This window comes from Mesorhizobium sp. WSM4833, from assembly GCF_055811095.1.
On record NZ_JBVVQG010000007.1, the window covers coordinates 12,791 to 26,703 of the forward strand.

Below are 13,913 nucleotides of genomic sequence, written 5' to 3' on the forward strand. Positions count from 1 at the left end.
TGTTGAACTCGAAATCCTGTTCCGGTCGAAAGCTATCTCCTGCCCCTGCCCGAAAGCGCAAAGGTGAAGACAAGGGCGACGACCAGAACCACGCCCTTGATGAAATCCTGCGTGTAGTAAGGCGCGTTCATCATCGTCAGGCCTTGCAGCAAGATGCCGACGAACAGCGCGCCGATGGCGGTGCCGAACGCATTCGGCTTGGCGGCACCCAGCACCGCGTAGCCGATCAGCGCCGCGGCAACCGCATCGAGCAGCAGATTATTACCCGAGGCGATGTCGCCGCGTCCAAGCCGGGCAGCGAGCAAAATGCCGCCGATCGAGGCAAAAACACCTGAAATGACGTAAGCCCAGATCTTGTATGCCTTGACAGGCGCACCGGCGAGTTCGGCGGCGCGCTCATTGCTGCCGACGGCATACATCATGCGGCCGAAACGGGTGTATTCGAGGAAGAACCAGATCAGCACGGCGAGCACGAGCAGCACCACCACCGACACTGGAATGAGGTTCGGGATGAAGAAGTCGAAGCGGTGGCGGCCGAGCGCCAGGAAGGCGTCGGAGAATTTGCCGTTGGCGACCGAACCGTCCGGCATGGTCATGCCGGTGGCGATCGAGCGGCCTTCGGTTGGAATGCGCTGCAGGCCGACGAGCAGGAACATCATGCCGAGCGTCGCCAGCAGATCGGGCACACGCATGTAGACGACCAGCCAGCCATTGATCAGGCCGACGATGGCGCCAATGAGCAGGCAGACGACGACCGCGACAAGGGCGTTCTGCTCCAGCACCACCATGACATAGGCGGCCGCCATCATGGCTGAGGTGGCGACCGAGCCGATCGACAGATCAAAACCTCCGACGACCAGCGTGGCGGTGACGCCGAGCGCCAGCACGCCGGTGATGGCGACCGACTGGAAGATGAAAACCGCACTTTGCGGCGAAACGAAACCGTCGGCGGCGATCGAGAAATAGGCGACGAGCCCGAACAAGAGCACGATGAATCCGTAGCGGATGGCGTGGTCGCGTAATGTCATTCGGCGCTCCCGCGCGCTGCGCCGTTTTTAGCCAATCCGAACCCATGCTCTTTCCATTCCCATTCCTAACGCCCGCGCTCAGGCGGCACTGTGCAGCGGCCCGCCGGCGACCTCGGCCAACAGGCGGTCGAGATCGACATCGGCATTGCGGTGCTCGCCGACGATGGTCTGTTCCGACATGACCAGGATGCGATCGGCGGTCTCCAGCGCCTCGTCGAGTTCGGTGACGAACAGCAGCGTGGCGCGTCCGTTTGCACTGGCCCTGAGCTTGGCGGCGATGTCGCGCCGGGCGGAAATATCGACGCCCTGAAACGGCTCGTCCAGAATGAACAGTCTCGCATGCTGGGCCATCCAGCGGGCGACCATCACCTTCTGCTGGTTGCCGCCGGAGAGCTCCGACATCTCGTCCTTCTCGGAGCGGCAGACGATGCCCAGCTCCTCGATCTGCCGGCGCGCCGTGGCGCGTTCCAGACGGCGCTTGAGAACAGCGAAACGTGACATGCGCTTGTGAAACGGCAGGCTGATATTCTCCTGGATGTTGAAGCCGCCGACGATGCCGTTCTCGCCGCGGTCCTTGGCAACGAGGAACACGCCGGCGGCGATCGCCTCGCCGGCTGTTTCAGGCGCATAAGGCCTGCCGTTCAGCGTCATTGTGCCGGCCAGCGGCTGGCGCACGCCAAACAGCGTCTCGGCAAGCGCCGTCTTGCCGACGCCGACGAGGCCGGTGATGGCAACGACCTCACCGTCGCCGAGCGTCAGCGAGATCGGCCGTGCGCCTTGTGCGACGCGCAGACCGTCTATCTTGAAGACGGCATTGGCCGAATCCCTGACAACAATCCGGTCGAGATGGATCTTGCGGCCGAGCATGGCGTTGACCGCGCCTTCATAGTCGAGCGGTTTCTTGTCGAAAATGCCTGAGATGATCCCGTCCCGCATGGAGACGATGCGGTCGGCCAGCCGCCTTATGTCCGACATACGGTGCGAGATGTAGAGGATGGCCACGCCTTGCTCGCGCAGCCTGTCGATCAGGGCAAACAGCCGATCAGCCTCGGCGCTGGAGAGCGATGAGGTCGGCTCGTCGAGGATCAGCACTTTCGGCTTGTGCGCCAGCGCGCGGGCAATCGCCACCATCTGGCGATCGGCCAGCGAAAGATCACTCACCCGCGCCTTCAAATCGATGGCCAGCCCCATGCGGTCGGCAACCGCCTTGGCCTCTCGCCGCACGCGCATTGACGTCGAGATCGGCGACGACACCGTCATTGATGTTCTGATGCACGGTGACGACGCCGGCGCGGATCGCCTCGGCCGGGGTTTTCGGCGCGAAATCCTGGTCGGCGAGCGCCATCGTCCCCCCGCCGCGTTCGTAGACACCAGAGATGATCTTGACGAGAGTGGATTTGCCGGCGCCGTTGGCGCCCATCAGCACGGTCACTTCACCGGCATGCAGTTCCAGCGAGACGCCGCCAAGCACCTCGTTATGGCCAAAGGATTTCCTCAGTCCCTCTACGCGGAACACGGCATTGCCGACCATGCGTTCCTCCCTGACATGACGCTATGGGCTGCATCGGCAATTGTCAACACGATTGACAATTGCCAGATCGCTTCCTAGCTTGGCCCGGCCGCCACGCCTCCGTTATGTTGGAAGCGCATATGCGGGAGGATAACGATGACTGAAGAATTGCCGTTCGAAGCCCTGTCGGTCGAAACCCTGGCTGCACGCCTTGGCGGCAACGAGGCGCTGTGCGCGAAGATCGGCAAGGACACTGGCGCCTGGAAGGTCCGCGAGGTCGGCGACGGCAATCTCAACCTGGTGTTCATCGTCGAGGGCGCCAGCGGTGCGGCCGTGGTCAAGCAGGCCCTGCCCTATGTCCGCCTGGTCGGCGACAGCTGGCCGCTGCCGTTGAAGCGCTCCTTCTTCGAATATCACGCGCTGACCAGGCAAGAGGCGCGCGCGCCGGGCTCGGTGCCGGCGATCCATTATTTCGATGAAGGTCAGGCGCTGATCATCATGGAATATCTTGCGCCGCCGCATATCATCCTGCGCCGTGCCCTGATCGACGGCCGCCAACTGCCGAACATCGCCCGGGATATCGGCCTGTTCATGGCCCGGACGCTGTTTCGCGGCTCCGACCTGCATATGGCCGCCAAGGACCGCAAGGCCGATCTGGCGCTGTTCGCCGACAATGTCGAGCTTTGCGACATCACCGAAAACCTGGTGTTCTCCGATCCCTATTTCGATGCCAAGATGAACCGGCACACCTCGCCGCAGCTCGACGGCCTGGTCGCCGAACTGCGCGCCGACCGCGACCTCAAGGTCGAGGCGCAGCGGCTGAAGCACATCTTCGCCGCCAATGCCGAAACGCTGCTGCATGGCGACCTGCATTCCGGTTCGATCATGGTCACCGACACGGAGACCCGGATGATCGATCCGGAGTTCGCCTTCTACGGCCCGATGGCTTTCGACGTCGGCATGCTGCTTGCCAATTTCTGGATGTCCTTCTTCTCGCAACGCGGCCACGAACAGAAGGGCAAGCGCGACGCCATGCGCGCCTATCTGCTCGGTGTGACGGTCGAGACCTGGTCGGTGTTCCGCGCCGAGTTTTCGCATCTATGGCGCAGCGAGCGCACCGGCATGCTCTACCAAAAGAGCCTGTTCGAGGACCAGGGCGACATCCTTGCCTCAGAGCAGGCGCGCGACCATGTGCTGCACCAGATCTGGACCGACCTGCTAGGCTTTGCCGGCGTCGAAGTGCACCGGCGCATCCTCGGTCTCGCTCACAATGCCGATTTCGAGACCATTGCCGACGAGGATCTGCGCGCCAGTTGTGAAGCAAAGGCGCTGAAATTCGGCCGCCACCTCGCCGTCAACCGGCGCCAGATCCACAGCATCGACGAGGTCAACCAACTGGCCGCGCTGATCGAACAGGAGAGCAGCATTTGAACGTCGGCGACCGCCACTATCGCACCATCTGGCTGAGCGACGACGGGCGTTCGGTCGATATCATCGACCAGCGCTGGCTGCCGCATGATTTCCGCATCGAGAGGATCGGCACGGTTGCCGGCATCGCCACCGCCATCCGTGACATGTGGGTGCGTGGCGCGCCTCTCATTGGCGTCACCGCTGCCTATGGCGTCGCCATGCAGATGGCCGACGATGCGTCGGATGCAGCGCTCGACGCCGTGTGGGAGACCCTGCACGAGACGCGGCCGACCGCGATCAATCTGCGCTGGGCGCTGGACGAAATGCGGCGCTTCCTGCGGCCTTTGCCTACCGAACAACGCGCTGCAGCCGCCTATCGGCGGGCCAGTGAGATCGCCGACGAAGATGTCGGCCTCAACCGCGCCATCGGCGAGAACGGTCTCACCATCATCAAGGCGATCGCGGCGCGCAAGCAGAAGGGCGAGCCGGTCAACATCCTGACCCATTGCAACGCCGGCTGGCTGGCGACGGTCGATTACGGCACGGCGACCGCGCCGATCTACCTGGCCACAGAAGCCGGCATTCCGGTCCATGTCTATGTCGACGAGACGCGGCCGCGCAACCAGGGCGCCCAGCTGACCGCCTGGGAGATGGCCGGGCACGGCGTGCCGCACACGCTGATCGTCGACAATGCCGGCGGCCATCTGATGCAGCGCGGCGCAATCGACATGGTCATCGTCGGTACCGACCGCACCACGGCCGACGGCGATGTCTGCAACAAGATCGGCACCTATCTCAAGGCGCTCGCCGCCGCCGACAATGACGTGCCGTTCTATGTCGCATTGCCGTCGCCGACCATCGATTGGACGGTGCATGACGGTCTGGCCGAGATCCCGATCGAGCAACGCTCGGCCGACGAGGTCTCGCTGGTCTGGGGCAAGACCGCCGCCGGCGAGATTGCCCAGGTGCGCATTTCGCCTGAGACGACGCCGGCGGCCAACCCGGCCTTCGACGTGACGCCGGCGCGGCTGGTGACCGGCCTGATCACCGAGCGCGGTGTCGCCAAGGCCTCGCGCGAGGGCCTGAAGCAGATGTTTCCCGAGCGGGCGTAGCCGCTCGCTTCTAGTACAGAGGCTCGGCCATGTGCTTGGGTGTCGGCCAAGTCTCGGTGATACCCGGCTGCACCGGCCGCTCCAGATAGGTCGAGAGCACCACATAGCTGCGCGTCGAGGTGACGCCCGGCGTTTCGTAGAGGCGCGCCAAAAGGCCTTCGAGGGCCCTGGTGTCTTCGGTGCGGACCTTCAGCAGCATGCAGGTGTCGCCGGCGACGGTATGGATTTCCTCCACTTCGGGATATTGCGAGACCGCCATCAGTTCCGGCGTCTTTCCCCAGCCCCTGGTGTCGATATGGACAAAGGCGAGCAAAGGCTTTTTCACCGCCCGGGGATCGATGATGGTGACCGTGTTGCGGATGGCGCCGCTGCGCCGGAGCCGTTTGACCCGCTCATGCGCTGCCGGTGGCGACAAGCCGACGCGATCGCCGAGTTCGGCGTAGCTGATCGTGGCATCATCGACCAGGACACCTAATATTCTTCGGTCTATCGCGTCGAGATCGCGGGCCGCTGGCCTGTTCTGCAGAATGCCATCTGTTTCTTCATCCATGGCGAAATTCCTGGTTCTCCGCTGAATATAATACGGCCATTATGCCGATATGTCGAACATTGATCAACTTGCACCATTGACTGCCCGAGCCCCGATCCCGGCGCTTGCCTATCTGTTGACGGGCTGCATCGCGGTCATCGGCTCGAACTCGCTGGTGCTGGGTCCGATTGCACCGGCTGTCGCCTCGTCGTTCGGAACCAGCGTGCCGGCCGTGATGATTGCGGCGGCCGCGTTCGGCCTCGGCACCTCTGCCAGCGCGCTGTTCCTGGCGCGCTACATCGACCGGCTCGGTGCTCGCAGAATGCTGCAGGGCGCACTGCTGCTGTTGGCACTGGCGCTGGTCGCCAGCGCCGCGGCACCCACGGTGATCATGCTGGTCGCCGCACAGCTGCTGGCCGGCATCGCCGCCGGCGTCGCCATGCCGGCGATCTATGCCAGCGCGGCGGCCATCGCTCCTCCGGGCAGGGAGAGCGGCACGATCGGCGTCGTGCTGACCGGATGGACACTCAGCATGGTTGCCGGCGTTTCGCTTTCGGCCGTGCTTGCCGATCTGGTGCATTGGCGCGCCGTTTTCGCAGCGGTCGCGGTGCTTGCGGCCCTTGCATGGATGGGGCTGACAGCGACGTCGCTCAGCGACACCAGGAAGGCCGGACCGGCGCCCGCCCCGCTGGAAGCGCTCGGCATTCCCGGAATCCTGCCGCTGCTGGTCGCGTGCGCGGCCTTCATGACTTCGTTCTACGGCGTCTATGGCTATCTCGGCGACCATCTTCATGCAGGGCTTGGACAGCCGGTGAGTGCCAATGGCCTGGCGGCGCTTGCCTACGGCATAGGCTTCGGGACGGCTGCCCTGCTCGACGGCGTCATCGACAGACTGGGTGCGCGGAGCGTCATGCCGTTTGCCTATCTTCTTGTCGCCGTCGTCTACGTCGCGATGGCCGCGACGAGCGACAGTTTCGGGCTGACCTTGACCATGGTGGCAATCTGGGGACTGGCCAATCATTTCGGCCTGAACGTCCTGGTGATGCGCCTGTCGGCGCTCGATCCATCGCGGCGCGGCACGATCATGGGCCTGAACAGTGCGGTGACTTACCTCGCGGTCTTTGTCGGCACCACCAGCTTCGGGCCGCTTTATTCCAACTTCGGCTTTGCTGTCTGCGTGATGGTTGCAGCACTGCTCATGCTGATCGCCGCATCGGCGGCGGCGTGGCGCACGCGGTAGTCGAACGTGCTTGGCCCAACCTTCTCACGGTTGACAGCAGCGTCCTGCCCTTTCATACAAAGCCGTTAATGTTCTCAGGGCGGGGTGAAAGTCCCCACCGGCGGTAAGGGTTTCTACCCAAGCCCGCGAGCGCTTTCCGGTCCACGCATCAATGCGTGGATTCTTAAGTGCTAGAGCGTCCTTTACGCGTCCAAGGGACGCGTGGCGCTCTAGTGGAAAGGTCAGCAGATCCGGTGTGATTCCGGAGCCGACGGTTACAGTCCGGATGGAAGAGGACGAAACGGAAGCCGGCCCGCTTTTTGCGGGCTTAATCCGTATCGTGCGTCCTGATTCTGGTTCGAAACGGAAGGATGGACCCATGAATCAGCATTCCCATAAAGACTATGAAACGACCCGCATCGCCGTTATCCGCGCGCGCTGGCATGCCGACATCGTCGACCAGTGCGTACAGGCCTTCGAAGCTGAACTGGCCTCTCTGGGAGACGAGCGCTTCACCGTCGACATCTTCGACGTGCCCGGCGCCTATGAAATTCCCCTGCATGCCAAGACCCTGGCCGGGACCGGCCGTTATGCCGCGATCCTCGGCACAGCCTTTGTGGTCAATGGCGGCATCTACCGGCATGAGTTCGTCGCAAGTGCTGTCATCGACGGCATGATGAACGTGCAGCTGTCGACCGGCGTGCCGGTGCTGTCGGCGGTGCTCACCCCGCACAACTACCACGACAGCGCCGAGCACCACCGCTTCTTCTTCGAGCACTTCACCGTCAAGGGCAAGGAAGCGGCGAACGCCTGCGTGCAACTCCTGGCGGCGCGGGACCTGATCGCGGCCTGAGGTCGTCAAACTGGCCGGATTTCAACCCTGCAACAAGAATTGCGATCGAGAAGCGCTCCGAAGGTTGCGGTTCCCTTGAAATCCCGCCAGAAGCATCAAGGGCCGACCGGCAAACCGGCCGGCCCGCGACGTTGCGCTTGAAACCAGATACGGGAGACTATTGGGTGGCTCGCATAACACTGAGACAATTGCTCGACCACGCCGCCGAATACGGCTATGGCGTGCCCGCTTTCAACATGAACAACATGGAACAGGGCCTCGCCATCATGGAGGCCGCCGAGGAGACCAAGTCGCCGGTCATCCTGCAGGCTAGCCGCGGCGCGCGCGCCTATGCCAATGACGTGGTGCTGGCCAAGCTGATCGACGCGCTGGTCGAAATCCATCCCGACATTCCGGTCTGCATGCATCTCGACCATGGCAACAACGAAGCCACCTGCGTCACCGCGATCCAGTACGGCTTCACCTCCGTCATGATGGACGGATCGCTGAAGGAAGACGGCAAGACGCCGGCCGACTACGCCTACAATTCCGGCATCACCAAGCGCGTCGTCGACATGGCGCATTGGGGCGGCGTGTCCGTCGAAGGCGAGATCGGCGTGCTCGGCTCGCTGGAAAGCGGCGGCGGCGAGCAGGAAGACGGCCACGGCGTCGAAGGGGCGATCAGCCACGACCAGCTTTTGACCGATCCCGAACAGGCGGTCGAGTTCGTCAAGGACACCCATGTCGATGCGCTGGCGGTTGCCATGGGCACCAGCCATGGCGCCTACAAATTCTCGCGCAAGCCGGACGGCGCGGTGCTGGCCATGAACGTCATCGAGGAGATCCATCGCCGGCTGCCGAACATGCACCTGGTCATGCACGGCTCGTCCTCGGTGCCCGAGGATCTGCAGGAGATCATCAACAAATATGGCGGCCAGATGAAGCCAACCTGGGGCGTGCCGGTCGAGGAGATCCAGCGCGGCATCAAGCACGGCGTGCGCAAGATCAACATCGACACCGACAACCGCATGGCGCTGACCGGCGCGATCCGCAAGGTGCTGACCGAGAACCCGAGCGAGTTCGACCCGCGCAAGTATCTGACACCGGCCATGGCCGCCATGCGCAAGCTCTGCAAGGAGCGCTTCGAACAGTTCGGCACCGCCGGCAACGCGCAGAAGATCAAGCCGCTGCCGGTCGCCGAAATGGCCAAGCGCTACAAGTCGGGCAGTCTGGACCCGAAGTTCGGCTGAGCTGAACGCTGGTATCGAGGGCAGGAGCGCGGCAGCGCCCTGCCCGTTTACCGAACACTATTGAAGCGTGCGCGCCGGCGGCTGACCGGCGTGGTCGCGCGCGATGCCGGCGTCGGCATCCTCGGCGCCAAAAGCACGGTCGAGGCCCGTCGCCACGACCGAGACCCTGAAGCGGCCTTCCATGCCCTTGTCGAAGATGGCGCCAACGATGATGTCGGCATCCTCGTAGACCTCTTCGCGGATGCGGGTGGCGGCCTCGTCGACTTCAAACAGGGTCATGTCCCTGCCACCCGATATCGAGACCAGCACGCCCTTGGCGCCTTTCATCGACACTTCGTCGAGCAGCGGGTTGGCGATCGCGGCTTCGGCCGCCTTCATCGCGCGGCCTTCACCGGAAGCCTCACCGGTGCCCATCATGGCGCGGCCCATGTCGCGCATCACGGATTTGACATCGGCGAAGTCGAGATTGATCAGGCCTTCCTTGACGATGAGATCGGTGATGCAGCTGACGCCGGCATAGAGCACCCGGTCGGCAATGACGAACGCATCGGCGAAGGTGGTCTTGGCATCGGCGATCCTGAACAGGTTCTGGTTCGGGATGACGATCACCGTGTCGGCGCTCTCGCGCAGCCGCTCGATGCCTTCTTCGGCCATCTGCATGCGGCGCCGGCCTTCAAAGGTGAACGGCTTCGTGACGACGCCAACCGTCAGGATGCCGGCTTTGCGCGCCGCCTGGGCGATGATTGGAGCCGCACCGGTTCCCGTGCCGCCGCCCATTCCGGCGGTGACGAAACACATATGCGTGCCGGCCAGATGGTCCATGATCTCGTCGAGCGATTCCTCGGCCGCGGCGCGACCGATCTCGGGAAGCGATCCGGCGCCCAGCCCTTCGGTGACATGAGCGCCAAGCTGGATCAGCCGCGTCGCCTTGGACATGGTCAGCGCCTGCGCGTCGGTGTTGGCGGCGATGAATTCGGTACCCTGAAGCTGCTCGGCGATCATGTTGTTGACGGCATTGCCGCCGCCGCCGCCGACGCCGATAACGGTGATCTTGGGTCTCATCTCGGAGATTTCGGGCTTCTTGAACTCGGCCATGCCTGTTTCTCCTTCGTCAATTGCGCGCGCTTCACGACCCACCCGCAGACTGCCTTGGGCATATTGCAATCGAGCGGCATGACGCGAATCAGTCCGTTGCGATGGGTACCCCAAAAAGCCAGACAGCGGCCAGAGGTGCAAGTGCATGCGAGGTCAAGATTTGTGATGACCGTTTTGCACAGCGTGGCTCGGGCGCTGCGTGCGCCAGATCTTACCGCAGCGAGCTCGCCGCTCCCGCCGATAGCGGCTGCGCGCTGGTTTACCGGCTCGTGCTTGGCATTCCGCCCTCCAACCTCTATGTTGCGATCGCAGATCGCGCAATTGGTTTTGAAATGCCTCCCGACATACCAGCTAGTGACTTAAAAAAATAAGGAAAAGCGCTTGGCGACAGCCACGTCTGTTTTCCTAAAACTCACCAGCTATTTTTACCAGGGACGTGCGGCCGGTCAGGCTGCGGCACCTTCGAAAACCAGAGGCTTTAAATTGAGCGATGCAATTGCGGACGTTTTGAACTGGCTTGAAAGCAGAACCGACATCCAGAGCCTGAGGGCGGCGGTGTGCGACCTCAACGGTATCATGCGCGGCAAGCGCATTCCCGTCGAGCAGGCAAGAAAGGCGCTGGAAGGCAAGCTGCGCATGCCTTTTTCGCTGATCGGACTGGATGTCTGGGGCGAAGACATCGAAGGCAACAGCCTGGTTTTCTCGACCGGCGATGCCGATGGACTGTGCCAATGGACCGGGCGCGGCATTCTGCCGGTGGCCTGGACGGCGCATCCGACGGCACTTGTCCCGCTGTGGCTTGCCGACGAAAGCGGCGCGCCCTATCTCGGCGACCCGCGACGGGCGCTGGCCCGCATCCTCGATCGCTACAAGGCCCTGGGCCTGACCCCGGTCGCGGCAACGGAACTCGAATTCTACCTCGTCGATCCGCAATCGCAGCGGCCGGTCGGCCCTGTCTCGCCGGTGACCGGACGCCGGCTCGATTCCGACGCGGCGCTGTCGATCGACGAGATCGACGATTTCGAATCCTTCATCCATGACGTCTACGAGGCTTGCCGGACGCAAGGCATTCCCGTCGACACGGCCATCGCCGAAAACGGCGTCGGTCAGTTCGAGATCAATCTGAACCATGTCGCGGACGCGTTGCGGGCGGCTGACGATGCGGTGTTGTTCAAGCGCACGGTGAAGGGCATTGCCCGCAAGCACGGCTTTGCCGCCTGCTTCATGGCCAAGCCCTATGGCGACCGGGCGGGCAACGGCTTTCACGTTCATTTCAGCCTGGTCGACGGTGAAGGGCGCAACGTCTTCGACGACGGCACCGACCAGGGCTCGGAGACCATGCGCCATGCAGTCGGTGGCCTGCTTGCGGCAATGGCCGAGAGCACGCTGGTATTCGCGCCGCACTTCAATTCGTACCGCAGGCTGCGCCCAAGATCCTATGCGCCAACCGCGGTCGCCTGGGGCTATGAGAATCGCATGGTCGCGATCCGCATTCCGGGCGGGCCGACCGCTGCTCGCCGTATCGAGCACCGCGTATCGGGAGCCGACGCCAACCCCTATCTGGTGCTTGCGGCCATATTGGGCGCCGCGCTGACCGGCATCGAAAGACAGTTGTCGCCAGGTGATCCGATCGGCACAGACGGCCAGGGACTTCCGCCGGCAAAGCTGCCGCCGGACTGGGCATCCGCGATCGCCGCCTTCGAGAGCGGGACGCATGTGGCGGAGATTTTTCCAGCCATCCTGCGCGACTCCTTTGTGGCCTGCAAACGCCAGGAGCTGAACACGTTCGCGCTCAATGTCAGCGATTTCGAGATCGAGACATACCTCGAGAGCGTCTAGATCGGGTTACGCCAGTACGGCCAAGCTGGCGCGCATCGGCCAATCATGTCCTGGCGGCCGCGATACGGTCGGCAGGCCTCGGGCTTCCTGCGTACCGAACCCTAATCGCGTCAGGCAGACTCGCGCCAGGGCCGCATTGCTGTCGATGACGACCAATCCATTCACGTCGTTGAGGCTGGCAGCCACCACCGACAGTTCGGTGCAGCCGAGCAGGGCGGCATCGGCGCCGGTCGCTTGCGCGATGTCGAGCGCGCGCTCGGTTTCAACCGCCGCATCCGCGATCGAACCCGCCTTGACGAGGCTGATCGCGCTGTCGACGCACGCCTGAAATTCGATGTTCGAGGGAAGGCAGAGCTCAAATCCCGCCGCCGACATCCTGTCCTGATAGAAGCCGGAGACCAGCGTGCCCTGGGTGGCTAGAACAGCAACCCGGCCCCGCTCCAGGCTGCGACGCGTCTCCGCCACCACGGCGTCGCCGATATGGATGATTTCCGCGCGCGAATTCGCCGCCAGTTGGTCGTACCAATGATGGGCGGTGTTGCACGGCATCGCGACGCAGGCGACGCCGAGCGTATTGAGCGTCGCGACCGCGGCTTTCAAAGGCGCCAGCGGCCCGTCATGGCCGGCAAGGATGGCTTCGGTCCTGTCGGGCAGCTGCGGTACGCTGAGGATCACGGCAGGCACATGTTCGTTGTCTCTGAACGCCTGGGTTATCCGGGTCAATTTGAAGTAGAAGTCAGCCGATGCAAGCGGCCCGAGGCCGCCGATAATGCCGAGTTGGGGACGGATGCTGTCGTCGATCATCCGGCAGGCTCGGCTTCGAGCTGCTCCGAGACGTTTTCAGGCTGTGTCGCCTCCCTGTGGCTGGGAGCGATCATTGCCGTGCTCGCTGCGACGGTGCAGACGCTGGCCAGCGTCATGAACGTGTCCACGGCCGCATCCACCGCAACGAACAGGGCGAACGCCGCCTCGAAGGGAAGCTTCAGGTAGCCGCAGACGATGGACATCTGCGACAGGATGAGCAGGCTGCCCATGCCGCCGGTGGTGAGCGCGAGAAGCGCCGAGATGATGCCGACGAGCACGAGGTCCGAGACGGCAAGTGGGTGGCCGTAGAGTTGGGCGATGAACAGCGCACCCGAAGTGTAGAGCAGCGCCGGGCCTGTACGCAGCAAAGCCGCCTGCAGCGGCACCAGCAGTTCCACGACCACCAGGCTGAACCGCAGGCGCTCGCTCAAAAGGTTGATGACCCATGGCAGCGAGGCGACCGTAGAGCGTGTGGTGATGGCCACCATGAGAAGCGGCTGGCAGGTCTTGATCGTGGTCCAGTAGCTTCGTCGCGACCGGATGGCGATAATGGCAAAGGCGCCGGCAACGAATATGAGGCAGGAAAGACCCATCACCAGCAGGTAACCGCCCATCAGCGTGAGCGGCTTGGTTCCGGTCGACGCGGTCTGGTCCGCGATCAGGATGAAGGTTGCAAAGGGCAACCCCCAGATGAACCAGTTGGTCAGCACCGTACAGGCCCTGTAGACCGCGTTGAGCGCCTGCGTCAGGCTCATGGACGAGGGCTGGGGAATCTTCCCCATCGCGAGCCCGAAAAGCAGGCAGAACAGCAGAACCTGGATGGTCTGTCCCGAGGCCAGCGCATTGAAGACGTTGTTCGGCACCAGGTCGAGCAGGATCGAATGCCCGCCGCTGGGATCCCCATTGGAGGGCGGCGGCTGGAACGGGAAGGCGAGATCGGTGGACACGCTGCCTTGCGAATTGATGAACTCGCCAAGCTCGATGCGCGACTGGGGATTCTCGATCTGGCCCGGCTGCAGGATCAGCGACAAGGTGCCGCTCACCAGCACGGCCAGGAACGACACGACCAGCACGGCCATACCCACCTTACCGAGGTAGCGGACCGATTTCGGGTCCTGGACCATCGCCGTGATGGAGAAGATGACCGACGAGACCAAATAGGGCAGGACGACCATCTTGAGGAAATTCAGGTAGAGTTGTGCGACAGGGCTGATCGCATGGGCAAAGTCTGGATAGTAGAGGCCGCACAGGATTCCTGCAGCAATCATCGCAATCGTCGTCACCG

12 protein-coding genes, 1 pseudogene and 1 riboswitch are annotated in these 13,913 nt (G+C 63.3%); of the genes and pseudogenes, 6 read left to right on the forward strand and 7 right to left on the reverse strand.

Annotated features, from left to right (window positions below; all coding sequences use genetic code 11):
- Positions 1-32: 32 nt before the first annotated feature.
- From AC0L2D_RS15335 to AC0L2D_RS15345, 3 genes and pseudogenes are all read right to left on the reverse strand, one after another.
- On the reverse strand, positions 33-1,028 hold the full coding sequence (locus tag AC0L2D_RS15335; RefSeq protein WP_473541454.1) for an ABC transporter permease: 996 nt from the start codon (positions 1,026-1,028) through the stop codon (positions 33-35).
- A 78-nt stretch (positions 1,029-1,106) separates the two neighbouring features.
- A complete protein-coding gene (locus tag AC0L2D_RS15340; RefSeq protein WP_473541632.1) occupies positions 1,107-2,159 on the reverse strand; it encodes an ATP-binding cassette domain-containing protein in 1,053 nt (350 codons plus the stop codon).
- Positions 2,154-2,559: pseudogene (locus AC0L2D_RS15345) on the reverse strand (ATP-binding cassette domain-containing protein); the annotation flags it as partial. The pseudogene AC0L2D_RS15345 and the gene AC0L2D_RS15340, both read right to left, overlap by 6 nt.
- Before the next feature lie 135 nt (positions 2,560-2,694).
- Between AC0L2D_RS15345 and mtnK the strand changes: the two are divergent.
- Both mtnK and mtnA read left to right on the forward strand, forming a co-directional pair.
- Positions 2,695-3,969, forward strand: a complete 1,275-nt coding sequence (gene mtnK, locus AC0L2D_RS15350; RefSeq protein ID WP_063171611.1) for an S-methyl-5-thioribose kinase — start codon at positions 2,695-2,697, stop codon at positions 3,967-3,969.
- The gene (gene mtnA / locus AC0L2D_RS15355) at positions 3,966-5,060 is read left to right on the forward strand and encodes an S-methyl-5-thioribose-1-phosphate isomerase (protein WP_013532924.1); all 1,095 of its coding nucleotides are present in this window, start codon (positions 3,966-3,968) and stop codon (positions 5,058-5,060) included. The genes mtnK and mtnA overlap by 4 nt, the downstream gene beginning before the upstream one ends.
- Positions 5,061-5,070: 10 nt before the next feature.
- Here the strand turns inward: mtnA and AC0L2D_RS15360 are convergent, their stop codons facing one another.
- Entirely contained in the window at positions 5,071-5,610 is a 540-nt protein-coding gene (locus AC0L2D_RS15360; protein ID WP_013532925.1) for an Lrp/AsnC family transcriptional regulator, read from the reverse strand.
- Positions 5,611-5,659: 49 nt separating this feature from the next.
- On the opposite strand from AC0L2D_RS15360, the gene AC0L2D_RS15365 reads away from it, so the two are divergent.
- The 3 genes from AC0L2D_RS15365 to fba all read left to right on the forward strand — a co-directional run bounded on the left by AC0L2D_RS15365 (position 5,660) and on the right by fba (position 8,890).
- Positions 5,660-6,829, forward strand: a complete 1,170-nt coding sequence (locus tag AC0L2D_RS15365) for an MFS transporter (protein ID WP_473541455.1) — start codon at positions 5,660-5,662, stop codon at positions 6,827-6,829.
- 66 nt (positions 6,830-6,895) lie between these two features.
- Positions 6,896-7,110: riboswitch (FMN riboswitch) on the forward strand.
- A gap of 77 nt (positions 7,111-7,187) precedes the next feature.
- A complete protein-coding gene (locus AC0L2D_RS15370; protein WP_063167604.1) occupies positions 7,188-7,661 on the forward strand; it encodes a 6,7-dimethyl-8-ribityllumazine synthase in 474 nt (157 codons plus the stop codon).
- Positions 7,662-7,825: 164 nt separating this feature from the next.
- A complete protein-coding gene (fba, locus tag AC0L2D_RS15375; protein WP_013532928.1) occupies positions 7,826-8,890 on the forward strand; it encodes a class II fructose-bisphosphate aldolase in 1,065 nt (354 codons plus the stop codon).
- A gap of 57 nt (positions 8,891-8,947) precedes the next feature.
- On the opposite strand, the gene ftsZ is transcribed toward fba, so the two are convergent.
- A complete protein-coding gene (gene ftsZ, locus AC0L2D_RS15380; protein WP_337122666.1) occupies positions 8,948-9,985 on the reverse strand; it encodes a cell division protein FtsZ in 1,038 nt (345 codons plus the stop codon).
- Positions 9,986-10,468: 483 nt separating this feature from the next.
- Here ftsZ and AC0L2D_RS15385 point away from each other — a divergent pair, with 483 nt between their 5' ends.
- Entirely contained in the window at positions 10,469-11,824 is a 1,356-nt protein-coding gene (locus AC0L2D_RS15385) for a glutamine synthetase family protein (protein WP_013532930.1), read from the forward strand.
- A gap of 6 nt (positions 11,825-11,830) precedes the next feature.
- Here AC0L2D_RS15385 and cuyB read toward each other — a convergent pair whose 3' ends face one another.
- Both cuyB and AC0L2D_RS15395 read right to left on the reverse strand, forming a co-directional pair.
- Complete coding sequence (cuyB, locus tag AC0L2D_RS15390; protein WP_473541456.1) at positions 11,831-12,628, reverse strand: cysteate racemase; 798 nt, start codon at positions 12,626-12,628, stop codon at positions 11,831-11,833.
- Positions 12,625-13,896 (reverse strand): dicarboxylate/amino acid:cation symporter, encoded by a 1,272-nt coding sequence (locus AC0L2D_RS15395; RefSeq protein ID WP_473541457.1) that lies wholly within the window; start codon positions 13,894-13,896, stop codon positions 12,625-12,627. The genes cuyB and AC0L2D_RS15395 overlap by 4 nt, the downstream gene beginning before the upstream one ends.
- Between the last annotated feature and the right edge of the window lie 17 nt (positions 13,897-13,913).

What these genes read in the sequence shown, in the direction of transcription:
- AC0L2D_RS15370 (WP_063167604.1), top strand. Translation starts at nt 7,188, where the DNA reads ATGAATCAGCATTCCCATAAAGACTATGAAACGACCCGCATCGCCGTT.
- AC0L2D_RS15360 (WP_013532925.1), bottom strand. Translation starts at nt 5,610, where the DNA reads ATGGATGAAGAAACAGATGGCATTCTGCAGAACAGGCCAGCGGCCCGC.
- AC0L2D_RS15365 (WP_473541455.1), top strand. Translation starts at nt 5,660, where the DNA reads ATGTCGAACATTGATCAACTTGCACCATTGACTGCCCGAGCCCCGATC.
- cuyB (WP_473541456.1), bottom strand. Translation starts at nt 12,628, where the DNA reads ATGATCGACGACAGCATCCGTCCCCAACTCGGCATTATCGGCGGCCTC.
- mtnK (WP_063171611.1), top strand. Translation starts at nt 2,695, where the DNA reads ATGACTGAAGAATTGCCGTTCGAAGCCCTGTCGGTCGAAACCCTGGCT.
- ftsZ (WP_337122666.1), bottom strand. Translation starts at nt 9,985, where the DNA reads ATGGCCGAGTTCAAGAAGCCCGAAATCTCCGAGATGAGACCCAAGATC.
- AC0L2D_RS15335 (WP_473541454.1), bottom strand. Translation starts at nt 1,028, where the DNA reads ATGACATTACGCGACCACGCCATCCGCTACGGATTCATCGTGCTCTTG.
- AC0L2D_RS15395 (WP_473541457.1), bottom strand. Translation starts at nt 13,896, where the DNA reads ATGATTGCTGCAGGAATCCTGTGCGGCCTCTACTATCCAGACTTTGCC.
- AC0L2D_RS15340 (WP_473541632.1), bottom strand. Translation starts at nt 2,159, where the DNA reads ATGGTGGCGATTGCCCGCGCGCTGGCGCACAAGCCGAAAGTGCTGATC.